A 24,028-nucleotide genomic window follows, 5' to 3' on the forward strand; every position below is an offset into this window, starting at 1 on the left:
GCCGCGCCCCGCTTGACCCCCGCCAGCAGCAGCTGCGCCACGTCCACGACCTCGACGCCCTCGCCTCGACCGTCAGCCTGCGCCTCGGTGAGCCCGTCAGAGAGCATCACCCGGCAGAACGGGCACCCTACGGCGATCGCCTCGGCGCCGGTCGCCAGCGCTTCCTCGGTCCGCTCGGTGTTGATGCGCTTGCCGATGCGCTCCTCCATCCACATCCGCGCACCGCCAGCACCACAGCAGAACGACGTCGACCCACTGCGGGGCATCTCGCGCAGCTCCATCCCGGGCACCGCACCGACCAGCTCCCGCGGCGGTTCGTAGACCTGGTTGTGCCGGCCGAGGTAGCACGGGTCGTGATAGGTCACCGGGCGACCCGCCACCGCGCCGGGCTCCGCCGCCACCGGGGTCAGCTTGCCCTCGCGGACCAGGCGGTTGAGCAGCTGCGTGTGGTGCACGACCTCGAGCTGGATGCCGAGCTGGGCGTACTCGTTCTTCAGCGTGTTGAAGCAGTGCGCACACGTCGACACCACGCGCACCGCCTTGCTCTCCCGCAGCACGTCGACGTTCTGCAGCGCGAGCTGCTGGTACAGGAACTCGTTGCCGGCGCGGCGGGCCGGGTCTCCGGTGCAGGTCTCACCGTCGCCGAGCACGGCGAACGAGACGCCGGCGGTGTGCAGCAGCTCGGCCACGGCGCGGGTGGTCTTCTTCGCGCGGTCCTCGTACGCACCCGCGCAGCCGATCCAGAACAGCCAGTCCACCTCGTCGAGCGACTCGACGTCGGAGCCGACCACCTTGACCTCGAACGGCAGGTCCGCAGCCCACTCCATCCGCTTCGAGCCGCTGACACCCCACGGGTTGCCGGCCTTCTCGAGGTTCTTGAACAGCCCGTTCAGTTCGTTCGGGAACTCCGTCGCGATGAGCGACTGGTAGCGCCGCAGGTCGAGAATATGGTCGACGTGCTCGATGTCGACCGGGCATTGCTCGACACACGCCCCGCACGTCGTACACGACCACAAAACGTCGGGATCGATCACGCCGCCGGCCTCGGCCGGGCCGACGATGGGCCGCTCGGCCTCGGCCAGCGCCTCGGCCGGGACATCGGCCAACTGCTCGGCGCTCGCCTTCTCGTCGCCGGCCAGATCCTTTCCGCCACCGGCCAGCAGGTACGGCGCCTTCGCATACGCGTGGTCGCGCAGGTTCATGACCAGCAGCTTCGGCGACAGCGGCTTGTCGGTGTGCCACGCCGGGCACTGCGACTGGCACCGTCCGCACTCGGTGCACGTCGAGAAGTCGAGCAGGCCCTTCCAGGAGAAGTCCTCGATGGCGCCGACGCCCAGCGAAGCGTCCTCGTCGAGGTCCTCGATGTTGGCGAAGTCGACCGGCTCGCCCCCGACGGTGAGCGGCTTGGCTGCGCCGAGCGCCGGACGTCCGTCGCTCTCGCGCTTGAAGTAGATGTTGAAGAACGCCAGCCCGCGGTGCCAGGCGACCCCCATCGTCAACTTCCACGCGATGACGGTGAAGAACGCCCACGACACGACGATCTTGAACGCTGCCACCACGTGGATCGCGAGTTCGACGTCGCCGGTGGCCATGCCCTCGAACGCCGAGCCGATGAACGCCGTCAGCGGGAAGTGCAGCGCGTCACCGAACAGGCGGTACTCCATCGCCCGCAACGCGATGATGCTCAGCGCGATGGCGGTGATGGTGAACTCGACGTAGTAGGCCTCCCAGAACGTCGAACCGAAGAACCGCGAGCGACGGCCATGGGTGCGCGGGTGCGAACGCTGCCGGATCACGATCAGCACGACGATGCCGATCAGCGTCAGCCACGTGATCGCCTCGGTGAACCACTCGAACGGGATCCAGTGCCCGATCAACGGCAGCGCGTAGTACGCATCGAACAGCTGCCCGTACGCCGTGATCAGCGTGAACACCAGCGTGAAGAAGCCGATCATGACGAACCAGTGCGCGACGGCGACGACCGGGCGCTTCAGCATCCGGGTGTGCCCGAGGAACTCACGCAGCAACGTCGCCGTGCGCTGCCGCGGGTTGTCTTTCAGACCTGGCGCGGGCTGCCCGAGCCGGATGACGCGCACCATACGTACGACGGCGTCGGTGAACACCGTCAGCGCCAACACCGTGACACCCAGCGCCACGACGATAGCCACGTACTGCATGAGGCTCGGCCCCCTTAGCTGGTCGAATCGCGCCCTACATTACCCGCGAGTAACTAGTCCGTGTCCGCCGTATCGCCCTGGTGGAAGTTCAGGTACGAACGGCTCGGCGTCGGTCCCCGCTGGCCCTGATAACGAGACCCGTGCCGCTGAGAGCCGTACGGCTCGTCCACCGCGCTGCTCAGCGCGAAGAAGCACAGCTGCCCGACTTTCATGCCGGGCCACAGTTTCATCGGCAGGGTCGCCACGTTGGACAACTCCAGCGTGACATGCCCGGTGAAGCCGGGGTCGATGAACCCCGCCGTGGAGTGCGTCAGCAGGCCCAGGCGGCCGAGGCTGCTCTTGCCTTCCAGCCGGGCCGCGACGTCGTCGCCCAGCGTCACCGTCTCGAACGTGGAGGCGAGCACGAACTCGCCGGGATGCAGGACGAAGGGCTCACCGGGCTCGGGTTCGACCACGCGGGTCAGGCCGGGCTGTTCCTGTGCCGGGTCGATGTGCGGGTAGCGGTGGTTTTCGAAGACGCGGAAGTACCGGTCCAGGCGGATGTCGATGCTCGACGGCTGAACCATGTCGGGGTCGTACGGGTCGAGTTGGACCCGCTTGGACTCCACGGCGGCCCTGATGTCGCGGTCGGAGAGCAGCATAAGGGGACACTACCGAGGGTGCGCGGGCCGCGTGGCATCGGAAGGGCTGGTAGCGCGTGACGGCGCGGGCGGGACACCACCAGGCGACCTGTCGCACCGACAGGCGTGCATGGGTGGCGCGGCAGGGATTTGGCAAGTGAACATGATCATTCAAACCGAACTCCCCTGGCCAGCGCCCCGGAGTGGGGGTGGCCAGGGGAGTTCGTCAGTGCTGTGGACTCAGGTGGACGTCAGCCGCCGAGCGTTCCGGCGCGCCAGTCCTCCAGGAAGTCCGGGTTCTCGTCGAGCCACGCCTGGACGGACTCGGCGTTCTGCTCCCGGTTGTTCTGCACGACCAGGATGTCCTCGATCTCGAGCAGCTGATCGTTGGTCACATACAGGTTCTTGAGCAGCTGCGCGACATTCGGGAAGTCCTCGCTGAAGCCAGGACGGCCGACGTTGTACAGCCGCTCGGCCTCACCGAGAGCGCCCTCGGGGTCCTCGAGGTCACGGATGTCGTACGCGGCGTAGGCCCAGTGCGGGTGCCACAGCGACACGGCGATGTTTTCACCGGAGTTCATCGCCTTCTCGAGCTCGGAGAGCATCGCCGGAGTCGAGGAGGTCGGGTAGTCCCAGTCCTCGAGGCCGTAGGTCGGGATGACCTGCTCCTTGGTGGTCTTGGTCAGACCGGCGCCCGGCTCGATGCCGACGATGCGCCCGCCGTACTCCTCCTTGTAGTCGGCCAGCTCGTCCAGCGACTGCGCCGGCGAGTCGGCATTGACCGCCGTGGTGAGGTAGCCCTCGTCGAACCAACAGCTGATCGCCTCGAGGTCGTCGCCGAACTGATCGATGTAGGCCGCGTGGGTGTTGGGGAACCACGCGTCGACGATGACGTCGATGTCGCCGTCAGCCACACCGGTGAACACCGCGCCGGCCTCGGGCAGCTCGCGTGCGGTCACGGTGTAGCCCTGCTCCTCCAGCGCCGTCCGCAGCAGCTCGTAGACGACGTAGTTCTCGTCCCAGCCGGCGAAGACGCCGATGGTGATGTCGGTTTCGTCGTCACCGGTGCCCTCGGGGTCGGGCATCTCCCCGGCCTCGGAAGCCGGCTCGCACGACCCGGTGTCGACGTCGGAGACCATCTCGACTTCGGTCTCGGAACCGTTGTCGCCGCCGTCGCCAGAGGTGGTGTCACCACCGTCGTCGTCGGAGCCACACGCCGTGAGCATCAACCCCCCGGCCAGCAACGCCGCCGTCACATAGGCGAATCTCGATCTGGACTGACGCATCTACTTATCCTCTCTTCAGAAATTTCGCAGTACCGCAAGGGTTAGTCACGGACCTTTGCCGCCTTGACGACCGGCGCCCGATCGGCGAGCGCAGCCACGATCCGGTCCAGATAGATCGCGATGATGACCACCGACACGCCGGCTTCGACGCCCAGGGCGACGTTGAGGCTGCTCAGGCCGGACAGCACATCGAGGCCGAGGCCTTCCGCGCCGACCATGGCCGCGAGGACCACCATCGACAGCGCCAGCATGATGACCTGGTTGATACCGGCCATGATGGTCGGCAGCGCCAGCGGCAACTGGATCTGGCGCAGGATCCGCCCGGGCGGCGATCCGAACGCCTGGCCGGCCTCGACCACCTCGGCGTCGACCTGCCGGATGGCCAGTTCGGTCAACCGGACACCGGGCGGCATGGCGAACACCACGGTCGCGATGATGCCGGGCACCTCACCGATACCGAACGCCGCCAGCGCGGGAATCAGGTACACCATCGGCGGCAGGGTCTGCATGAAGTCGAGCACGGGCCGCACGACGTTGCTGACCGGTTGTGACTTCGCCGCCAGGATGCCGATGGGAACGGCGAGGATGACCGCCACCGCCGCTGAGATCAGCACCAGCGAGAGCGTCTGCATCGCGCCCTCCCACTGGTCCATTCCGGCGATCAGGTAGAAGCCGAGGACGGCGAAGATCGCGAACTGCCACGAGCGCGCCAGCCAGCCGAGCGCACCGAAGATGGCGATCATGACGAGGAACGGGGGCGCGTTCAGCCCCGACAGCAACGTCTCATAAGCCCAGCCCAGGCCGGTGTCGATACCGTCGAGGACGACTTCGAACGTCTCGGTGAACCAGTCGAAGGCGTCTTCGACCCACTGGCCGAGATCGATCCTCGGTTCGAGTACGTCGAACGACTCACTCACTGTGCCGCACCTTCCTGTCCGCTGGCTGCTCCGGCGGCCGATACAGGCTGCAGCGAGTGCGCGCCCGGGTCCTGGTCAGGGCTCTCGGTGATGCTGGCCATGGCCGCCAGCAGAGTGACCCGCGGCACCACGCCGACCAGCTTGCCCGCTTGGTCGACGACCGCGAGCGGCAGCTTCGACTCCGCAGACGGCGCGAACAGGTCGGCGAGGTAGGCATCCTCCTGCACCGCGGCGACGTCGTTCTTGATGATCTTGTCGAGCTTCTGGTCGCCACGCTTGACCGCGGCGACGACGTCCTCATCGTACACCACGCCGTGCAGCCGATTGTCCCGACGCCCGACGGCGAAGGCGGCGCTCACGTGCTTCTCTCGCATGACGTGCTGCGCCTCACGCGGGCCCGCGTCGGCGTTGACCACGTACTGGGGCTTCTCCATGACGCTGGAAGCGGTGAGCACCCGGGTGCGGTCGACGTCGGCGACGAACTGCGCGACGTAGTCGTTCGCGGGGTCGTTGAGGACCTCTTCGGCCGTGCCGATCTGCACGATCCGGCCATCGCGCATGACGGCGATGCGATCGCCCAAGCGCATTGCCTCGTTGAGGTCGTGGGTGATGAACACGATCGTCTTGTTCAGGCTCGCCTGCAGCTCGACCAGCTGGTCCTGCATTTCGCGCCGGATCAGCGGGTCGAGGGCGGAGAACGCCTCGTCCATCAGCATGATGTCGCTGCCCGCGGCCAGTGCGCGCGCCAAGCCGACACGTTGCTTCATGCCGCCGGAGAGCTGAGCGGGGTACTTGTCCTCCCAGCCCTTCAGCCCGACCAGCTCGAGGGCCTCGACGGCCTTGGCTCGGCGCTCCTCCTTGCTGACGCCCTGGATGTCCAGCGCATAGGCCGCGTTCTCGAGCACCGTGCGGTGCGGGAGCAGCGCGAAGTGCTGGAACACCATGCTGATCTTCTGCTGCCGCACCTGCCGGAGCTTGGCCGCGTCGATCTTGGCGATGTCGACGTCGTCGACGTACACGCTACCCGCCGTCGGCGTCCACAAGCCGTTGAGCATCCGGATCAACGTGGACTTCCCGGACCCGGACAGGCCCATCACCACGAAGATCTCACCCGGTTGCACCTCGAACGATGCGTCGATGACGGCCGGCGTCGCGCCGAGTTTCGTCACCTCTTCACGACTAGCGCCGTCCAGCAACCGACGGACTGCTTCGTCTTGCTTGCGGCCGAAGACTTTGAATAGCCCTTCCGCGCGTACCGCGGTCACGCCTCACCTCTCGTCGATCAGCCACGCGACGCACCGGGCTACCCGGGCGAGGGCTTGTCGGCGCCTACGCAGGCAGCCGGTGAGCCACGCGACGTGTCGGGCGAATGAGGAATATCGGGACATCGGCACAGGCACGTTCATGCCGCCGAAGACGTCCGCGCGAGCCCCCACTCGCTCCCTGGTCTATCGCGAGGCTACCGAACAAACGGCGGACAGTGCGCGAAAGGTCCTGCTGACGTGCCCTTCGGCATGGATCGCAACCGGATCGTTGCCCCAGCGTCCGCTGAGCGAGACACAGTTTCGAGGCTCGGACGTCAGCATGCTAACCGCTGCGTAGCGCTGCGATCGGCTCGGTTCTGGACGCGCGCCACGCCGGATACGTCCCAGCCACGAGCCCGATCATGGCGCCGAGAAGCGGTGATGCGACGGCCAGGCGGACGTCCGCGGCTACCTCGAGGCGACCGAGGACGGTGTGGTGGAACTCGACCGCGCCCTGATCAGTTCGCTGCTGGAGGAGTCGTCCCTGCTGCAGCGGCTCATCGACGATCTCCAGGACCTCGCGCTCGCCGACGCCGGACAGCTGCGGATGCATCCTGAACCCACCGACATCGCCGCCCTGGCCCGGCAGGTGATCGCAGCGCATCGGGCGTCGGCCGACCACGCCGGTGTGGAGTTGACTCTGGACGCGGACGACGAGGTCACCGCGGCACCGTGGAGGTCACGAGCGTCGAAGGTGCCGGTTCGGTTTTCACCATCCGGCTGCCGGTCCAAATCGTCCTGGCTGCCCGGACGTAGGGAGTTGTACCCACCATGGCCGGACCGGGTATGCTCTGGTCGTCGCCGCCTTCAGGCGGCGTCTGCGGGTGTAGTTCAATGGTAGAACGCCAGCTTCCCAAGCTGACAACGCGGGTTCGATTCCCGTCACCCGCTCCACTGGTTCCGGCCCAACTCAACGGCAATTTCGCGACCTTGGCCGCTCACTTTCCCACCTGATGTCCGGTCGCGTGCTGCGTAGATCAGCGCAATCCAGCGCGAAACGAACTCCCATCTGCATCACCGCCAGCTTCCGCCACGCGGCGACCAAGAACGGCATCACGCGCACGACCGTCTACCTGGAGCAGGCACTACTCCAGCGTTTCGCGAGCACACGCGCCGCCCAGGCCTCGATAGCGCCTGGCCACGGCCACTATGGGGAGTCGCACGTCGTCCGCGCCATCTCGCTCCGAGTACATCGAGACGCCGCCGATTCCCGCGTCGTCTAGGCCAAGCCAAACCGTCGTGCCAGCCGCGCACGGAGGACGGAGCGTGCGCTTCACCCGACCATCGACTCGCGGTGCCTCCGCCGCCATACGTGCGCGACGCTCGTCGGCAATCCGTTGGCGTTCATGATCCGTAAGGCCGTCGGCACCCAGGCGTCCAGATGAGCCCCTAGCTGTGGAAACGCTGGGACGAGCCAGTTCCCAAGCTGATAACGAAGCTTCGATTCCCGTCACCCTGCTCTCATGTTTTCCGGATCGTCGTCTGTATCCGGATCGTCGTCGTCATCCGTCACGGGCTCGATTTCCAGAGGGTGACGTCGCTGGCAACTGTCGACCACTGCGGTAACCGCACCGGTGACGACGCCCCGGCCCTCCGCCCGCGCCAAACCTCAAGCCGCACGCCGGGAATCCCAGCGGGCGCCTGACAACATGCGCGGTGGCCTCTAGACACGCGTGATGAGCCAGCTCATTCTGAACCCCGAGCGTTGGCATCTCGTCACTCGACAATCCGCCGAGCGCCACCAATGCCCGCTCGGGGGGACTCACATGAGTATCAACAGACAGCAACAGACCAACATGGTCACCGACACGCTGGACACGCGGAAGATCGCCAGCCTCACGGGTTGGTTGATGGTGGCCACGTTCGTCACCTCGATCCCCGCCTACTTCGTCTTCTACGCCCCGGTGCGGGACAACCCCGACTACATCACCGGGGTCGGCGCCGACCCCACGTTCAGCGTGGCGATGGGGGCCACACTCGAGCTTGCGCTCATCGTCGCCAACGTCGGGACGGCGGTCGTGCCGTACGCGTTGTTCCGGCGCTACAGCGAACAGCTCGCTCTGGGCTATGTGGCCGCCCGCCTCGTCGAAGGGTTGTTCATCGGTGTCGGCGTCCTCAGCATGCTGACGTTCCTCTTCTTGCGCCAGGAAGGCACAGCCGGCGCGGACACGGCGGTCGGGGAGGCGTTGGTCGCGATCTACGATCGGGCCTTCCTGGTCGGCCCGGGGATCTTCGCCGGTGTCGCCAACGGCATGATCCTCGGCTATCTGATGTATCGGACCGAACTGGTGCCACGAGGCTTGGCGATGCTGGGACTCATCGGCGGTCCGCTGCTCGCGGCCGTCGGCGTCGCGATCATGTTCGACGTCACCGAGCGCGGGTCCACGGCACAAGCGCTTGCGACGATCCCGGAGTTCATCTGGGAGCTGTCGTTCGGTATCTACCTCATCGCGAAGGGGTTCAGACCGGCCGCTATTCAAGCTGGGTTGCACGGGGGACTGGCTGGGAACGGTCGGCGTCGGTAGCCACTCGAGACTCCACCAGGGCAGCGAATCCGAGCAGCCGCTCCTCCTCGTACCAGCCACCGACGAGTTGCAGCGACGCCGGCAAGCCACCCGGCCGGCGCAGCGGCACGGCCACCGCGGGCACTCCGGCGAAGTTCAGCGGAACGGTCAGATACGTCGTGGGCACGGCTTCGCCGATGCGCGGCGGTAGCGTCAGCAACGTGGGCAAGGCCAGCACGTCGTAGTGCACCAGCAGGCTGCGCAGCCGGAGCTGCGCAGTCACCTGGAGACGCCGGCAGGCGACGACGTGCGCGGCGGTGATGGCGCCGCCCTTCTCGATGCCCTCGATATGGCGCTCCTCCAGCCCGTCTGCCTGGTCCAGCAGGTGGCGATGAGCAGCGTGGCCCTCGGCCATCATGAGGTCGTTCGCGGCCTCGATCCAGTCTTCCCATTCCGGGATCCACACGTCGGTGGTGCGGATCTGCGCCTCGTCGAGAGCCTCATCCACCGCGTCGTCGACGACCTGATCGGTGCGCGCGAAGCGCAACCTGGCCACCGTCGTCACATCGACCCGCTCAGCCGGCCGGAAACCCGGCTCCATCAGCCCCATACCGGTCGCCAGCCCCGCGACGTCGCGGGCCAGCGGGCCCACGGTGTCGAGCGTCCGCGAAAACTCGAAGACCCCCTGCGTCGACAGGCGCCCGGCCGTGGTCTTCAGCCCCGCGATGCCGCAGCACGCCGCCGGGACCCGCACCGACCCGCCAGTGTCCGTCCCGTACGCCACGTCGGCCTCGTTCGTCGCCACGGCGACCGCGGAGCCGCTGGAGGATCCGCCGGGGATACAATCGGGGTCGAGCGGATTCAGCGGGGTTCCGGTCCAGAGATTGAGCCCGTCGGCGTGGCGACACAGCTCCACCAGATTGGTCTTGCCCACGATCCGCGCGCCTTGTTGGCGGGCATGGTGCACCACCGGGGCGTCGAATCTCGCACTCTTCGCATCACGGGCGACGGCAGCGCAACCGACCGTGGTGGGCGTACCGACGACGTCGATGCAGTCCTTCACCGCCACACGCGGCCCGTCGCCGTCGGCATCCAGCCGAATCAGCCACGTGGCATTCCGGGTCATATGGACATCTTGCCTCATAGCGGACCCCGAGCGATCATGGATCGGCTCATCGATCTGCGGCGAGATAGACCAGCTCGGCCCCCTGGGGAAGCAGAAAACCGGCCCACCGCTCGGCTGGAGGCGCACCGGCCAACTTGCGTGCGGTGGTCAACGCGGCCACGTCCGGTCCGATCAGACCCAGCCGGCATGGCGCCACCCGGTGCACGCTCTGACCGAGACGAGCCAGCCACCGATCCAGCGGTCGCCGCCACAGCAACGAATCGGCGCCGCGGAAGCCGAAGGCGGCGCTGCGCGGCTCGGCCAACTCCAGCGCTACCACGGGCACGAAGAACACCAGCCAGTCGGTGCCGGAACGCTGGCGGATCACCCGCGCGGCCACCACGACGGACCGGCCCCTCGGCAGTCGCGCCACCCCGGCCAGCCACCCATGGCGCTCGACATGCTCTACCGTGCACGGCACGTCGTGGTAGCCGGGCGGCCGGCCGTCCGTCGGCCCCAGGCAGCCCTCCACCTCTGCGGCACCCCAAACAGCCTGGAGGGCAGCCTGCAACCGAGACTCGTCGCGATCTCCGAGCTCGAGGGCCAGTTCGTACCGGCCCCCATGCCAGAGCGCTTCGTCCTGAAGGTCGGATGCGTCGGCCACGCCGACATCATCGCGTGCCGCGCCCGTTCACGCGATGATCTACGCCTCGTCCGCCGGGTTCAGCGCCCGACGGCCTTCTCGAGTTCGCGCTTGTTCATCGTGGACCGGCCCTTGATGCCCTTGCGCTTGGCCTCGGCGTAGAGCTGGTCCTTGGTCCGCCCGCCGGGGCCGCTACCCGAACGCTTGCCACCGCGACGACCAGCGGAGATGTCCTTGGTGGACGACTTGCTCTTCTGGTCGGCCTCGCCGGACTGCGCGCGTTCCTTGTTGACCGTGCGTGCGGCGATCTCTTCGGCCGTGTCCTCCTTGTAGCCGCGATCCTTCAGCCCGGACTTCACGTGCTCGTACTGCCGTTCGCGCTTCTTGCTCCACTGCTTCTGTGGCATTCCGCCCGGCACCTCCTCGACGCGCTGATACGGGTTCGGTACCCAGGGGAGTGATCCTCACGCCCCGGCCGCGAGAACGCAGCGGTCATTCGGGCAGGCTCCGATAGACGTCGGCCGGCTTCACCCACACCCCGTTGCCGCCACAGCGTGCGTCGTCGATGCGGACGTACACGTGATCGGCATCCCACCGGACCGCCTCACCCGGCAGGTACTCCTCGCCGTCTTGCGCCCAGACCACGCGCACCGTGACCGGGATGGGATCGTGGTCTTTGAACGAGGCAGGCTTGCGCGGCCAATGCATGTTCAGCACAGCGCGGCGCCGCAGCACATGTGGCGGCTGATCACGGCTGGACATCCCGGAACTCACACGACCATTGTCGAACACATGTTCCCATGATCGCCACCGCGCCGACCCGAACCCGCCCGCTCGGTCACGCCTAGAATGCTCGGTCCGACCAGCGAGGCGACCGGGAGGCCTGACGTGAGCAGTAAGTTCACCGAACTGGCGATCGACTGTGCCGATCCGGACCGTCTCGCCCGGTTCTGGTGCTCGGTCCTCGACTACGAAGTGCTGGACCGCGACGACGAGATCGTCACCATCGGCTCCCCTGCCGCACCGGAGGGCCGCAACGCTCCCGGCCCCGTGCCGCCGACACTGACGTTCGCGCGGGTGCCCGAGGGCAAGGCCGGCAAGAACGGGCTGCACATGGACGTCAACGCCACCGACCGAGAGCAGGACGAGGAGGTCCGCCGCCTGCTCGAGCTCGGCGCAAGTCATGTCGACGTCGGGCAGACCGGCGAGGAGAGCTGGGTGTGCCTGGCCGATCCGGAGGGCAACGAGTTCTGCGTCTTGGCCACCCGCTGCCCCTGAGCTCAGTCCGGCAGGAGTGGCACGGCGGGGCCGAGGTCACGCCCGAGCAGGGCGGCCCGGGTGAGCGCGGACGAGCCGAAGCGGTCGCGCACGTCGTCGACGCTGGCGTCCAGGGTGTGGTTCGCGCGCTGGTCGAACGGCAGCGGTGGCTGGACGGCGCCGTCGCCGCCGAGATTCGTCAACGCCACCCCGATCAGCGTCACCCCGCGCGCCTGGATGATCGGCACCGCGGCGGCGAGCAGCGCCCGCGCCGTACCCAGGAGCTGCGCGGTGTCGGCGCTCGCTTCGGGCAAGGTGTGCGAGCGGGTGGCCCGGGTGTAGTCGCCGAAACGCAGCCGGAGCACCACGGTGCGGCTCACCCGCCGAGCCCGTCGCAACCGCCGGGCGACGCGGTCGACCAGCGCGGCGAGCACGGCGTCGAGCTCCTCGGGGGTTCGCGGGCCGCGGCCGAGCGCGGCCTGAGCGCCCATCGAGCGCCGGCGCCGGCCGACCTCGACCGGGCGCGGATCCCGGTTGAGCGCGAGCGCGTACAGGTGCCGGCCGGCGGCCTTGCCGAGGATGACGGTCAGCGCCGACTGGCCGAGTTGGGCGATGTCGCCGACCGTCTCGATGCCGCGGCGCCGCAGCTTTCCAGCCGTGATCTCACCGACGCCCCACAACCGCTCGATGGGCAGCGGATGCAGGAAGGCGAGCTCGGCGTCGGGCGGCACCTCCAGCAACCCGTCGGGCTTGGCGACCGCGCTGGCGACCTTGGCGAGGAACTTCGTGCGGGCCACCCCGACGGTGATGGCCAGCCCCACCTGCTCGCGCACTTCACGACGTAACGTCTCGGCGATGCCGGCCGCCGGCCCGGCCAACCGGCGCAACCCGCTGACGTCGAGAAACGCCTCGTCGATGGACAACCCTTCGACCACGGGCGTGGTGCGCCGGAAGATGTCGAACACCGCCGCGCTGGCCTCGCTGTAGGCCGACATCCGCGGCGGGACGACGATGGCCTGCGGACACAACCGGCGGGCCTGCGCACCACCCATGGCGGTGCGGACGCCGTAGGCCTTCGCCTCGTAGCTGGCCGCCAGCACGACACCGCCGCCGACGATGACCGGCTTGCCGCGCAAGCGCGCGTCGTCACGCTGCTCGACCGACGCATAGAAGGCGTCCAGGTCGGCATGCAACATCCCGGCCACCACGCTCACGAACACATGTTCGCATCTATCCTCCGGCATGGCCAGACTCAGACGCGCCGGACCACGTGCAGCAGGTACTCCTTGCGGTCGAGAGGGTTGTGATCAGTGCGCTGACGCACCGGGGGCGCACCGCGCACGGCCTCGTAGTGGCCGAACTCCGCTTCCAGCATGCCGGCCCCGTGGGTGAGAGTCGGCAGCCGCTGCTGCAGGGCATGCACTCGCGCGGCTGGAATCTCGCCCTCCACGACGGCTGACGACCTGCGCGTCCGGGTGGTCTGCGGGATCGCGCCGTACTTGGACAGCGCGGGCAGAACCCGGCCGAGCGCATCAGCCGGGCACTCGAGGTGAAAGCGATGGATCGGCTCACAGACGCGGGTGCCGGCCTGGCGCAACGCCGTCATCAGGACCAGTGGGGTCAGGCGGCGGAAATCCCCGGCCGTGCTCGACATGCTCTTGTCGAAAGTGCCGTGAGCATGACTCTGCCGCGCGTAGTACCCGGAATGCGTCATGGTGACGATGCAGTCCGGGACCTGCCAGCCGTAAAGCCCCTGCTGCAGCGATTCGCGCGCCGTCTCCTCCACCGCCTTGATGAAGGCGTACGGCATCGACCCCAGCTCGACATCCAGGCCGAACGTGACGCTGTTGCCCACCGGCGCGGGTTCCACTCGCAACCCCACGGTCGCGAGGAACGGATTCGTCTCGTCGGCGTCCTTGAACTCGACCGCCTCGCCGATCCCGACCGGCCGCTCGATACACACCGTCGTCGTCTCCCGGAACGTCACGTCGACGCCGAACTCCGCGGCCAGCGTGGTCTGGATGACCTCCTTCTGGACCTCGCCGTAGAGCGACAACAGGATCTCCTGCCTGACGCCGTCCAGGCGCAGGTTGATCAGTGGATCTTGATCGGCCAATTGCATGAGCGCCGCATGCAACACCGCGTTGTCGCTGTGGCGGCTGGGTACGACCACGGCCTCCAGCGTCGGCGGTGCGAAGTGCTGCCCGTGCCGGTGGTCGGACCGTGTTTCGCCGACGGCGTCGCCGACCCGCGCCTCGCCCAGGCCCCAGACCCGGCCGATCTGCCCCGCCGTCACCGCTGTGCGGTGAGCGCGAGCGTCTGTACCGGTGATCGCGGTGACCTTGGCTTCGCGGCCGGCGCCGAAGCGCAACCGCTCACGCACCCGCACCGTTCCCGAGAACAGGCGGATGCAGGCGATCTTCTCACCGCCGGGGCCGCGCTCGATGGCGAACACCGTGCCCGAGACCGGGCCGTCGGCGTCGGCCTCGGCGGCGGGCAACAGTTCGGTGACGCCGGCGACCAGTTCGTCCACACCGACGCCGGTGACAGCGGAGCCGTAGAACACCGGGAACACCAGGGCTTGCCGCACCTGCTGGGCTAGCGACGCGCGCAACCGCGTATACGTCATGGCCGTCTCGTCGTCGACGTACTCGGCCAGAAGCGCATCGTCGCCCTGGGTGAGCGTCTCGAGTAGCCGCGAAACGAACGACCCGTGCGAGGCGTCGTGGGTTTCGACCGAGGCGCCGCGGGTGCCGGGCTCGTGCGCTGAAGCCATGTCGATCACGGCCGGCGACAGCTTCTCGCTCAACTCACGCAGGACTCGTCCCGGCCGCGCGCCGGCTCGGTCGATCTTGTTCACGAAGATCACGGTCGGAATACGCAGCCGTCGCAGCGTGCGCATCAGTATCCGGGTCTGCGGCTGGACGCCCTCGACGGCCGACACGACGAGCACCGCGCCGTCGAGCACGCTGAGCACCCGCTCCACCTCGGCGATGAAGTCTGGATGGCCCGGCGTGTCGATCAGGTTGACGGTGACGTCGCCGACGTCGAAACAGGCGACGGCTGATTTGATCGTGATTCCGCGTTCGCGCTCCAGAGCCAGCGAGTCGGTGCGCGTAGTACCGTCATCGACCCGGCCGATCCGGTCGATGACGCCGGCGGCATACAGCAGCCGCTCGGTGAGACTGGTCTTACCGGCGTCGACGTGAGCGACGATCCCGAGGTTCACTGTGGTGGTCAAGCGTCATGTCCTTCGAATAGGGAACTCCTTTCTGGGCGGACATGAACGCTCGGCGCATGGTGACTCCTCGGGTCGAATTCGTGGAGGTTGGATCGTAGCGGTCGGCCACCGGCGCACGGCAACAGATTTTCCCGCCCGCCAGCACCGCGCCCCCGCGAGAGCTACAAGTCGTTGCCTGCGTAAGACAAGTTGAAGCTCTTGTTCACCAGCGGAAAGTCAGGAACGATCGTGTCGGTCAGCGCGACCGGTAGCGCAGGCCAGTTGAAGAACGACGGGTCGACGACCTTGACCCTGCTCAGCCGCCCGTCCGGGCCGAGTTCGACGCGATGCACGATCGTGCCGCGCCACCCTTCGGCGATGCCGACTCCCGAAGCGGGCACGGTCCCCGCCGGTCGAGGCGACGCCTCGGTGGCGGACTCGCCGGCGCCGGTGAGCAGTTCCGCGATCACCCGGGCCGACGTCTGCACCTCCGTAGCGCGAACGGTGAACCGCGCGAGGACGTCGCCGCCGGTCTCGGTGTGCACGGCGAAGGCAGGCCCCAGCGGGCTGGACGGGTGGTCCCGCCGGGCGTCGGTGTCGAGGCCGCTGGCTCTGGCGACGTAGCCGAGGGTGCCGATGTCGCGAGCCTGCGCCCGGGTCAGAATCGCGGTCGCGGTGAAGCGTTCACGCACGACGCTCTGGGCGAGAGCGAGGTCGACGATCTCGGCGACGTCGGCGGCGATGCCGGCCAGCACACCAGGATCGGGTGGCCGGCGCAGCGTGGTGTCGCCGGGGCGAATCGCTCCGCGTAGCAGCCGGTGGCCGGTGACCGTCTCGTTGATACGTAGCAGTTGCTCGCGCACCCGGCCCGTCTGCGCGTTGATGATGCCGTAGCCGACGTCGTTGCACAGCGCGCCGATGTCGGTGACGTGGTTGTAGAGACGCTCGAGCTCCAACAGGACGCCACGAGCGGCCTGGGCCTCCGCGGAGACCGTGAGGCCCAGGGCGTCCTCGACGGCGAGGCAGAAAGCCAGCGTGTGCCCCACCGCGGTGTCGCCACTGATGCGCTCGGCGAGCTCCACGGCGTCGTCGGGGGTCCGGCCGTGGAAGAGCTTCTCCAGGCCCTTGTGGACGAACCACAGCCGGGCTTTGAGGTTGAGGATGGTCTCGCCGACCACGGAGAACCGGAAGTGCCCCGGTTCGATCAGCCCGGCATGCACGGGGCCGACGGGGATCTCGTAGACGCCGGGCCCCTCCACGGCGCGGAAGTCGTACGGCCCGTCGACGTCGCCGAACTCCGGTGGCTCGCCGGCGTCGTGTCGCATCGGATACCAACCACGCGGCCAGTGAAAATGCCGGACGAGTCGCCGCGGCAGCGGGTGGTGTTCGGGCACGACGCCGAACAGGTCATGCATCTCGCGCTCGAACCGCCCGGCCGGAAACGACAGGCCGGCCAGGCTGGGCACGTGCGGGTGTGCGGCGTCGAGCGGCACGTGCAGCTCGACGCGACGGTCCGGGTCGGCGGCGGTGAACAGGTAGACGACACGCACCTGGTCGCCGTCGTCGTGTCCGGCTACCAGCGCGACCCGGAATCCGTCGGCGAGCAGGTCGGCTGCCGTGGCGAGCAGGTCGTCCGGGGTGATGGTGGACGCGCTGCGGCGGTGTCCGACCGGGAGGCGAACCGGATCGTTGATCATGATGCTCCTACCAAAGCGGCTGCGGCCTCGAGCAGCCCGGCGAGCGGGCCAGGCGCGATCCCGATGACGGCGCAGACGGTCAGCCCGGCTACCAGCACGACAGCGGTCGCAGCCGGAAGAGGCGAGACCAAGCCAGGGGTGCCAGGCCCCTCGCGGGGGGCGCCGAGCAGCATCCGCGCGGTGTGCGTCAGCAAAGCGGCCCCGATGACCAGCACGAGCACGAGCGCGGCGGTGGTGGCCCACCCGAGGCCGGTGGCGTAACCGGCACGGACCACGCCCAGGCCACTGGCGAACAGGCTGAACGGCGGCATGGCGACCAAGGCGAGGACACCGAGGCCGAAGCAGCCGGCCAGCAGCGGCTGACGTGCCACGAGACCACGAACGTCCTCGATCAAGCTGCTGCCCGTGGTCTGCTGCACCCGTCCGGCGCCGAGGAACACGACGGCTTTGACGAGTCCGTGCCCGAGGATGTGCAGGAGGACTGCGGTGACGGCGACCTGGGTCCCGGCCGCGGTCCCGAGCGCGATCAGGCCCATGTGCTCCATGCTCGAGTAGGCGAGCATGCGTTTGTAGTCGCGCTGGGCCAGCAGGAGTGACGCCGCGACGACGAGCGTCGCCAGCGCGAGCACGGCGAGCAGCGTCCGGGTGAACTCGACCCCGAGCGCGGCGTCGGCGATGACCTTGACTCGCAGGATCGCGTAGAACGCCACCGCGAGCAGCACCCCGGACATCAGCGCCGACACCGGCGCCGGGGCTTGCCCGTGCGCGTCGGGCAACCACGCGTGCAGCGGCGCGAGGCCGACCTTCGTACCGAACCCGATGATGAGCAGGGCCACCGCGATGCGGGTGACACCGGGGTCGAGATTCGCCGCGGTGTCGCCGAGCGCGCGCCAGTCCAGCCCGGCGTCCCCGGCGTGCAGCGAGGCGTAGTTGAGCAGCACGACGCCGAGGAACGCCACGGCGATGCCGACCGAGCCGATGACGACGTACTTCCACGCCGCCTCGACGGCTGCGCGGGTGCGCCGATGGCCCACCAGGAACGCCGTGACGATGGTGGTGGCTTCCACCCCGACCCACAGCGCGCCCAGATTCGCGGCGAGCACCACCGCCACCATGGCCGTCAGGAATGCCTGGACCAGCAGGTTGTGCCGGGCGGCGGTGCGGGCGGTGGCGCGCTTGGCCCGGATCTCGGTGTCGAGGTAAGACGGGGTCGCCAAAGTGGCGAGCATGGCCACGGCACCGATGACGATCAGCATGTAGGCACTGAGCGAGTCCACTCGCACCAGCCCGCCGAGTGTGGCGCTCGAACCCTCCCGGGTGACGTGCGCGGCCAGGACGATGCTCGTCGCCAGCAGCGCGGCGGCCGCGGCCGGTCCGAGCCAACGGGTGGCGCGTCGCCAACCGAACACCGCGTAGCCGACGGCGCCCGTCACCGGGATCAGCGCCGGCAGGACCACCAGTACGGTCGTCGTCATCAGTCCCGCAGCTCCGTCAACTCGTCCAATTCGGTACTGCCGAACGTCGCCCTCATCCGTACCGCCAGGAGCTGGAGGACGAGCACGGCCAGCAAGACGTCGAGCGAGACGCCGAGCTCGACCACGAGCGGGATCTCCGCGGTGGTCAGCAACGCGACCGCGGTGACCCCGTTGTCGATGAGCAGGAAGCCGATGACCTGCGAGGCCGCGCGGCGGCGGGTGACCAGGACGAAGAACCCGATCAGCACGACCGTCAGCCCGACGGGAATGGCACGCGTCACCGGCGACGGCGACAGCTGCACCAGAGGCTGGGCCACGACGTAGGCGAGCAGCGCGAGAACCGCCACGGCCAGCAGCGATGCGGCGACGTTGACCAGCGGGCGGGTCTCACGTGCCGGGCCGGTCGGGGGCAGGGCACGGCGCACGACCTGCGGCAGGATCACCGCCCGCAGCGCGCAGATGCCGGCGGCGAGCACGGCGTGCTCGAGAGAGCGTTCGTGCACGGCCAGCACCGCTGCGATGCCGCTCAGCGCGACACCCTGCAAGGCGAACAGCCGGATGATGGCGGCCAGTTCGCGCCGCCACACCACCAGCACAGCGGTGAGCAGGAACGCCCCACACGCGAGGTAGAGCAACTGCACGGAGATGTCGGTCACTGATCGTCCTAGGCGAGAAAGAAGGAGGCGACGACGGCGAGCAGAGCGAACACGAACGATCCGGCGAGCAGTTCGGGCACGCGGAACAGCCTGAGCTTGGCCAGGAACACCTCTCCGGCCGCGAGCGCGACGCCGAGGACGGCCACCTTGATCATGAACACCACGAGGGCGACGGCCAGTGCGGCCACGCTGCCGCTCGTGGCGATGCCCCAGGGCGCGAACAGGCCGGCGAACAGGCCGAGGAACACCGTGAGCCGCATCGCCGAAGCCCATTCGACCAGCGCGAGGTCGGGACCGGCGTACTCGAGCACCATGGCCTCGTGGACCATGGTCAACTCCAGATGGGTGGACGGGTTGTCGACGGGCAGCCGTCCGGTCTCGGCGATGATCGCGACCGCGAGGGCGGTCGCCGCCAACACGGTCACCGGCGAGATCACCCGGGCGGGATCGTCGAGCGTCGACGTCACGATCTGGCTGAGGTTCGTGGAGCCGACCCGGACGGACACGGCCAGCACCGCGAGCAGGAGGGTGGGCTCGACCAGCGCGACGATCGTCATCTCGCGGCTGGCGCCCATGCCGCCGAACGCGGTGCCGGTGTCGATGCCGGCCAGCGCGAGGGCGACAGCGCCCAACGTGAGCAGCGCGACCACGGCGAACAGGTCGGCCGCCGAGTCGAGGGGTGACGCCGTCGTCACCAGCGGAACCACGGCGGCGACGATGAGAGTGGTCGCCACGAGGATCAGCGGAGCGATCCGGAACACCTCGCTGGTGCCGCGTGGGCTCAGCGGCTCCTTGCGCATCAGCTTGCGCAGGTCGCGCCACGGCTGTCCGACACCGGCGCCCACGCGGCCCTCCAACCGGGCCCGAACCTGGCGCATCACGCCGATGAGCAACGGTGCACCGGCACCGACCGCGAGCACCTGCAGTCCCGCCGCTGCGACCCCACCGATCACGCTCATGACCAGGTCACCGCCAGCATGACCAGAGCGACGACGATGCTGCAGAAGCCGTAGCCCAGGTACCGGTGCACACTGCCGTTGGCCAGACGGCGACCCTGCACGCCCCAGGCGCGCACGAGCGCGAGAACGGGTTGGTACAGCCGGCGTTCGATCCGATCCGGAACGCGGCGCCGATACACGATGGTGTCGACGAGGTAGCGCGACTGGCGATGATGCGTGACGTCCACACCCTGCTCGGGTTCGATGACGTCGTCGAACACGCGCTGCAGCGGTTCGGCGAACGACGTCGCCGTGTACTCCATCCGCGCCGACATCGGGCCGGCCCCACAATCCCACAGCCTCGCCTGACGCCGAGCGCGGCGCGTGGCGACCAGCCGGACCCCGGCCGCGGTACCGACCACGGCGACCAGCAAGGTCACCGTCAGCAGCAGTGGCGACAACGAGCCGGTCACCCCGACGAGTCGCAGCGTCAGGTCGCCTTCGACCGCCGGGCGGGTCACGGCGGGCGTGGTGACGGCGACGGCGTCGGCCAGCGCCGGCACCACGCGCGTGGGCAGCAGCGCCAAGGCGGCGCACACGGCACCGGCCAGACCCATGCCGACGAGCATGGTCGCCGGGCTCTCGACCGCTCGGTACGCAGCCTGCGTGCGCGGTTTGGCCAGGAACCCGACCCCGAACGCCTTGACGAACGTCGCGATCGCCAACCCAGCGGTCAGCGCCACGGCCGCGACCGCGATCGGCACGACGACATAGGTTCCCGGACCACCGTTCGGCAGGCCGTGCACCAGCCCCTGGAACAACAGCCACTCGCTGACGAACGCATTGCCCGGCGGCAGCGCGGAGGCTCCCAGCGCGCCGAGCCCGAACAGCGCCGTCGTCGCCGGCATACGGTCGCGTAGTCCGCCCAGGGCGTCGAGATCACGGGTGTCGGTGGCGTGCAGGACCGAGCCGGCCCCGAGGAACAGCAGTGTCTTGAACGCCGCGTGGTTGATCACGTGGAGCAGCGCCGCGGCCAGCGCGAGCCCGGCCAACACATGCTGACCGGCTGCAGCGAACATGCCGCCTGCACCGAGGCCGATCAGTACCAATCCCATGTTCTCGGTCGTGGAGTAGCCCAGCATCCGCTTGAGGTCGGTGCTCATCGCGGCCTGCAGGATCCCGTACACCGCGGACACCACGCCGATGGCGAGGACCAGCCACCACCACCAGCGCGGGCCGCCGCCGAGCAGGTCGAACCCGACCCGCATGATGCCGTACGCACCGAGGCTGACCATGGCCGCCGACATCAGCGCGGAGACGTGGCTCGGCGCCTCCGGGTGTGCCCGCGGGAGCCACGCGTGCAGCGGCACCGCCCCCGCCTTGGACGAGAAGCCCACCAGCGTCGTCACGAACACGGTGGCCGACATCGCCGGCGACAGCCCACCGGCGGCGTCGCGCAGCGCCGCGAACCCGTCGTCGGGTGCGTGCGCAGCCAGCAGCACCAGCCCGATCATGATGGCCATAAGGCCCAGATGGGTCATCACCGCGTACCACAACCCCGCCTCGGCGACCTGCTGCCGTCGCCGGTGCTCGGCGAGGACCAGCAGCAACGACGTCAGCGCCATCAGCTCCCAGGTGACCAGGAACGTCGCGACGCTCGCCGCGGCAGGAACCAGCAACATCGAGGCCACGAAGACGGGGACACCGGCCTGCACCACTCGTCCCTCGAGCCCCTGGCGGGTGTAGCCGATCCCGTACACGGCCGCGGCCATGGTGACGCCGCCGGTGACGGCGACGAACACCCCGCCGAGCGGGTCGAGGTGAAACCGGAGGCCGAACAGCGGAAGCAGCTCAGGCAGCGCCACGGTGAACGTCGAGCCGGTCAGCGCGCCCACCCCGGCAGCGACACCGGCCGCGCCGCTGATCGCCGTGAGGACACCGACCACGACGCGTCGGCTGCGATGAGGCCCGGCCAGAGCAGCCAGCGCAGCCGCGACCGTCCCGCCGAGCGCGACCGCCCAGCTCAGTCCAACTGGATTCATCGCCCAGCCAGCCCACGCAACGCTTCGACGATCGCCTCCGGCCGCGGCGGGCAGCCCGCGACCTCCACGTCCACCGGGACCACATCACGGACCGCGCCGGTCACGCCGTACGCACCGGCGAACACGCCACAGTTGCGTGCGCAGTCGCCGACCGCGATCACTGCCTTGGGCGCCGGCACGGCGTCATAAGTGCGCCGCAGCGGCTCGGTCATGTTGCGCGTCACCGGCCCGGTCACCAGCAATGCATCGGCATGCCGTGGTGAGGCCACCAGCCGCGCACCGTAGCGTTCGGCGTCGTAGACCGGGCCGAACGCGGAGCCGATCTCGACCTCGCAGCCGTTGCACGAACCCGCGTCCACGTGACGCACCTGGACCGAACCGGCCAGCTGGCCCAGTTCGGCACGGTGCTCGGGCTGGTCGGCCTCCGGCTTCGGCGGGGCGGGCTCGGCCACCCGACCGGTCTTGATGATCTTACGTAGCAGACCCATCGCACACTTTCACGTAACAACAGGGGTGGTCAGGAACCTCACTGAGGGGCCGTCCGGTCGCCGGCTCCCGCGGCGTCGGCGCGCAGGTCTTCGAGCAACTCGGCCTGGCCGACCAGGACGGTGGTGAGGATGATGCGGGCTTGGCTGAGCAGTTCCGCTACATGCGAGCTGGTCAGCGAGTAGTAGACGCCGGAGCCTTCCTTGCGGGTGGTGACCAGGCCGGCGCGACGCAATACGGCCAGCTGTTGCGACAGGTGCGACGGCTCGACCTGGACGTGCGGAAGCATCTCGCTCACCGCGTGCTCGCGCTCGCTGAGCAGCTCGAGGACCCGGATACGGATGGGGTGCCCGAGCGTCTTGAAGAAGTCGGCCTTCACCTGATGTAGCGGAGTCGTCACCTGATCAATGTATCACTTACGAAATCTTGCAACTGATAAATCCGTTAGGGCCCTGACGGCGACTCGTCTCGAGCCGTTGCCGTGCCGGCGATCAGCGCCGTGGCCATGGCGACGAGCGCGTCGACGAACCGTCCCTCGTCGATACCGGTCGGGTGCTCGCCGAACAGGTCGCTCAGCAGCCAGTAGTGCGCCGTCGCCCCCTGGAGGACCAGGGCCACCGCCGCCCAATCGACGTCGTCGGCGCGCTCGCCGGCCAGTTCGGTCAGCATCGCCGTCGTCGCTCGATGAACACGGCTGATCTCCTCATCGCCGAAGCGCTGCAACAGCGCAGGGAAGGATTCCAACCCGCGGAACAGCAAGCGGCTGAGATCACGGTCTTCGTCGAGGCGACGCAGTCCGGCGCGCGCGACGGCGCTCAGCTTCTCGGCCACGCCGGATCCCTCCGGCGCCGCCAGTGCGGGCGTCGCGTACTCCCCACCGCTGAGCAGCCGCTCCAGCCCCGCAGTGAGCAACTCCTCTTTCGAGCGGAAATGCTTGTACAGGCTGCCGGACCCGGCCGACAAGCCGGCGGCGGCCTCGATCTGCGCCACCGATGTCGCCGCGTATCCCTGTTCGCCGAACAGCCGCATGCCCTCGCTGAGCAACCTGTCCCGTGTCGATGCCATGATCCGATGGCACCGTGGCAAGTAACTACTTACTTCCCGATCGATGAGGTCATCACCATGAGCACACCAACCCCGACGCCGGCCGCCTTGCAAGCGTTCGTCCGGCAAGGCACGATCCTGCTCAGCACCCGCAAGCGTGACGGCACCTGGGTACCGACCCCGGTCAGCATCGTCGTCGACGGCGACCACGCGTACGTGCGCACGTACGACAAGTCGGGCAAGAGCAAACGCCTGCGCAACTTCCCGGAGGTACGGTTCTGCGCAGCCACGTTCCGGGAGAGCCAACCGGACCGACTCTGCAGGCGCAGGCCCGCCTACTCGACGGCGACGAAGCCCGCCGCGCCGCGCGGTTGCTGGCTCGCAAGTACAAATTCCTGCACGGACTGGTCGTGCCGTTGGCGCATCGCACGTTCATGCGCACCCGAACGCTGCACTTCGAGCTCAGCGACTTCGCACCCATGCCGTCCTGAGCTCGTCCGGTCGATTCTCACTGGGCGCGGAAGCGGCCGTGCTCGCCCCCGCTCTCGATGACGCGCGGGCCTCGTTTCACCCGGATGTTCGGCGTGTCACCGACGATCGCGTTGTGGTTGCGCCGCCAGAACAGATAGCGCGCGCCGAGATTGACCATCGTGGCCA

General features: G+C 68.6%; 22 protein-coding genes and 1 tRNA gene. 3 read left to right on the top strand and 20 right to left on the bottom strand.

What is annotated here, in order from left to right; genetic code table 11:
* The 6 genes from M6444_RS12185 to M6444_RS12210 all read right to left on the bottom strand — a co-directional run.
* On the bottom strand, nt 1-2,177 hold a 2,177-nt coding region (locus M6444_RS12185), incomplete at its 3' end, for a heterodisulfide reductase-related iron-sulfur binding cluster (RefSeq protein ID WP_298327502.1).
* A 53-nt stretch (nt 2,178-2,230) separates the two neighbouring features.
* Nucleotides 2,231-2,818 (bottom strand): dCTP deaminase, encoded by a 588-nt coding sequence (gene dcd, locus M6444_RS12190; protein ID WP_298327505.1) that lies wholly within the window; start codon nt 2,816-2,818, stop codon nt 2,231-2,233.
* Between the two features lie 230 nt (nt 2,819-3,048).
* On the bottom strand, nt 3,049-4,083 hold the full coding sequence (locus M6444_RS12195) for a glycine betaine ABC transporter substrate-binding protein (protein ID WP_298327508.1): 1,035 nt from the start codon (nt 4,081-4,083) through the stop codon (nt 3,049-3,051).
* 41 nt (nt 4,084-4,124) lie between these two features.
* Entirely contained in the window at nt 4,125-5,000 is an 876-nt protein-coding gene (locus M6444_RS12200) for a proline/glycine betaine ABC transporter permease (protein ID WP_298327511.1), read from the bottom strand.
* Complete coding sequence (locus tag M6444_RS12205; protein ID WP_298327514.1) at nt 4,997-6,265, bottom strand: glycine betaine/L-proline ABC transporter ATP-binding protein; 1,269 nt, start codon at nt 6,263-6,265, stop codon at nt 4,997-4,999. Before M6444_RS12205 ends, M6444_RS12200 begins: the two co-directional genes overlap by 4 nt.
* A 322-nt stretch (nt 6,266-6,587) precedes the next feature.
* Nucleotides 6,588-6,857: a hypothetical protein gene (locus M6444_RS12210; RefSeq protein ID WP_298327517.1), complete on the bottom strand. Its 270-nt coding sequence runs from the start codon at nt 6,855-6,857 to the stop codon at nt 6,588-6,590.
* A 267-nt stretch (nt 6,858-7,124) separates the two neighbouring features.
* Here M6444_RS12210 and M6444_RS12215 point away from each other — a divergent pair.
* Together M6444_RS12215 and M6444_RS12220 are read left to right on the top strand one after the other, a co-directional pair.
* Nucleotides 7,125-7,198 (top strand) — tRNA-Gly (locus M6444_RS12215).
* An 872-nt stretch (nt 7,199-8,070) separates the two neighbouring features.
* A complete protein-coding gene (locus M6444_RS12220; RefSeq protein WP_298327520.1) occupies nt 8,071-8,829 on the top strand; it encodes a DUF4386 domain-containing protein in 759 nt (252 codons plus the stop codon).
* Here M6444_RS12220 and M6444_RS12225 read toward each other — a convergent pair.
* The 4 genes from M6444_RS12225 to M6444_RS12240 form a co-directional block, all read right to left on the bottom strand.
* A complete protein-coding gene (locus tag M6444_RS12225) occupies nt 8,777-9,934 on the bottom strand; it encodes an amidase (RefSeq protein ID WP_298327523.1) in 1,158 nt (385 codons plus the stop codon). The genes M6444_RS12220 and M6444_RS12225 overlap by 53 nt on opposite strands.
* 46 nt (nt 9,935-9,980) lie before the next feature.
* Nucleotides 9,981-10,577 carry a hypothetical protein gene (locus M6444_RS12230; protein ID WP_298327527.1) on the bottom strand — a complete coding sequence of 199 codons (597 nt, stop codon included), beginning with the start codon at nt 10,575-10,577 and terminating at the stop codon, nt 9,981-9,983.
* Nucleotides 10,578-10,636: 59 nt separating this feature from the next.
* A complete protein-coding gene (locus M6444_RS12235) occupies nt 10,637-10,963 on the bottom strand; it encodes a hypothetical protein (protein ID WP_298327530.1) in 327 nt (108 codons plus the stop codon).
* 85 nt (nt 10,964-11,048) lie between these two features.
* On the bottom strand, nt 11,049-11,330 hold the full coding sequence (locus M6444_RS12240; RefSeq protein WP_298327533.1) for a hypothetical protein: 282 nt from the start codon (nt 11,328-11,330) through the stop codon (nt 11,049-11,051).
* Nucleotides 11,331-11,444: 114 nt separating this feature from the next.
* On the opposite strand from M6444_RS12240, the gene M6444_RS12245 reads away from it, so the two are divergent.
* Nucleotides 11,445-11,834: a VOC family protein gene (locus tag M6444_RS12245; RefSeq protein WP_298327536.1), complete on the top strand. Its 390-nt coding sequence runs from the start codon at nt 11,445-11,447 to the stop codon at nt 11,832-11,834.
* A gap of 2 nt (nt 11,835-11,836) precedes the next feature.
* Here the strand turns inward: M6444_RS12245 and dinB are convergent, their stop codons facing one another.
* The 10 genes from dinB to M6444_RS12295 form a co-directional block, all read right to left on the bottom strand.
* Nucleotides 11,837-13,033 (bottom strand): DNA polymerase IV, encoded by a 1,197-nt coding sequence (gene dinB, locus M6444_RS12250; protein ID WP_363326342.1) that lies wholly within the window; start codon nt 13,031-13,033, stop codon nt 11,837-11,839.
* A 32-nt stretch (nt 13,034-13,065) separates the two neighbouring features.
* Nucleotides 13,066-15,054, bottom strand: coding sequence for a TetM/TetW/TetO/TetS family tetracycline resistance ribosomal protection protein (locus tag M6444_RS12255; protein ID WP_298327542.1), 1,989 nt, complete (start codon nt 15,052-15,054; stop codon nt 13,066-13,068).
* A gap of 161 nt (nt 15,055-15,215) precedes the next feature.
* On the bottom strand, nt 15,216-16,730 hold the full coding sequence (locus M6444_RS12260) for an NADH-quinone oxidoreductase subunit C (protein ID WP_298327547.1): 1,515 nt from the start codon (nt 16,728-16,730) through the stop codon (nt 15,216-15,218).
* Nucleotides 16,727-18,205 (bottom strand): proton-conducting transporter membrane subunit, encoded by a 1,479-nt coding sequence (locus M6444_RS12265; protein ID WP_298327550.1) that lies wholly within the window; start codon nt 18,203-18,205, stop codon nt 16,727-16,729. Before M6444_RS12265 ends, M6444_RS12260 begins: the two co-directional genes overlap by 4 nt.
* Nucleotides 18,205-18,861, bottom strand: coding sequence for a hypothetical protein (locus tag M6444_RS12270; RefSeq protein WP_298327553.1), 657 nt, complete (start codon nt 18,859-18,861; stop codon nt 18,205-18,207). The genes M6444_RS12265 and M6444_RS12270 overlap by 1 nt, the downstream gene beginning before the upstream one ends.
* Nucleotides 18,862-18,869: 8 nt before the next feature.
* The gene (locus M6444_RS12275; protein ID WP_298327556.1) at nt 18,870-19,820 is read right to left on the bottom strand and encodes an NADH-quinone oxidoreductase subunit H; all 951 of its coding nucleotides are present in this window, start codon (nt 19,818-19,820) and stop codon (nt 18,870-18,872) included.
* Nucleotides 19,817-21,841: a proton-conducting transporter membrane subunit gene (locus M6444_RS12280; RefSeq protein WP_298327558.1), complete on the bottom strand. Its 2,025-nt coding sequence runs from the start codon at nt 21,839-21,841 to the stop codon at nt 19,817-19,819. Before M6444_RS12280 ends, M6444_RS12275 begins: the two co-directional genes overlap by 4 nt.
* Complete coding sequence (locus tag M6444_RS12285) at nt 21,838-22,329, bottom strand: NADH-quinone oxidoreductase subunit B family protein (RefSeq protein ID WP_298327560.1); 492 nt, start codon at nt 22,327-22,329, stop codon at nt 21,838-21,840. The genes M6444_RS12280 and M6444_RS12285 overlap by 4 nt, the downstream gene beginning before the upstream one ends.
* Before the next feature lie 38 nt (nt 22,330-22,367).
* Complete coding sequence (locus M6444_RS12290) at nt 22,368-22,727, bottom strand: metalloregulator ArsR/SmtB family transcription factor (protein ID WP_298327561.1); 360 nt, start codon at nt 22,725-22,727, stop codon at nt 22,368-22,370.
* 44 nt (nt 22,728-22,771) lie between these two features.
* Nucleotides 22,772-23,392: a TetR/AcrR family transcriptional regulator gene (locus M6444_RS12295; RefSeq protein WP_298327563.1), complete on the bottom strand. Its 621-nt coding sequence runs from the start codon at nt 23,390-23,392 to the stop codon at nt 22,772-22,774.
* Nucleotides 23,393-24,028 lie beyond the last annotated feature (636 nt).

Origin of the sequence: Haloactinopolyspora sp. (assembly GCF_027324685.1) — a bacterium.
In the GTDB taxonomy this organism is placed as follows: Bacteria; Actinomycetota; Actinomycetes; order Jiangellales; family Jiangellaceae; genus Haloactinopolyspora.

Excerpts from the sequence above, each read along its gene's own strand:
- dcd (WP_298327505.1), bottom strand. The coding sequence starts at position 2,818 with ATGCTGCTCTCCGACCGCGACATCAGGGCCGCCGTGGAGTCCAAGCGG.
- M6444_RS12195 (WP_298327508.1), bottom strand. The coding sequence starts at position 4,083 with ATGCGTCAGTCCAGATCGAGATTCGCCTATGTGACGGCGGCGTTGCTG.
- M6444_RS12210 (WP_298327517.1), bottom strand. The coding sequence starts at position 6,857 with ATGCATCCGCAGCTGTCCGGCGTCGGCGAGCGCGAGGTCCTGGAGATC.
- M6444_RS12220 (WP_298327520.1), top strand. The coding sequence starts at position 8,071 with ATGAGTATCAACAGACAGCAACAGACCAACATGGTCACCGACACGCTG.
- M6444_RS12225 (WP_298327523.1), bottom strand. The coding sequence starts at position 9,934 with ATGACCCGGAATGCCACGTGGCTGATTCGGCTGGATGCCGACGGCGAC.
- M6444_RS12235 (WP_298327530.1), bottom strand. The coding sequence starts at position 10,963 with ATGCCACAGAAGCAGTGGAGCAAGAAGCGCGAACGGCAGTACGAGCAC.
- M6444_RS12260 (WP_298327547.1), bottom strand. The coding sequence starts at position 16,730 with ATGATCAACGATCCGGTTCGCCTCCCGGTCGGACACCGCCGCAGCGCG.
- M6444_RS12265 (WP_298327550.1), bottom strand. The coding sequence starts at position 18,205 with ATGACGACGACCGTACTGGTGGTCCTGCCGGCGCTGATCCCGGTGACG.
- M6444_RS12275 (WP_298327556.1), bottom strand. The coding sequence starts at position 19,820 with ATGAGCGTGATCGGTGGGGTCGCAGCGGCGGGACTGCAGGTGCTCGCG.
- M6444_RS12280 (WP_298327558.1), bottom strand. The coding sequence starts at position 21,841 with ATGAATCCAGTTGGACTGAGCTGGGCGGTCGCGCTCGGCGGGACGGTC.
- M6444_RS12285 (WP_298327560.1), bottom strand. The coding sequence starts at position 22,329 with ATGGGTCTGCTACGTAAGATCATCAAGACCGGTCGGGTGGCCGAGCCC.
- M6444_RS12295 (WP_298327563.1), bottom strand. The coding sequence starts at position 23,392 with ATGGCATCGACACGGGACAGGTTGCTCAGCGAGGGCATGCGGCTGTTC.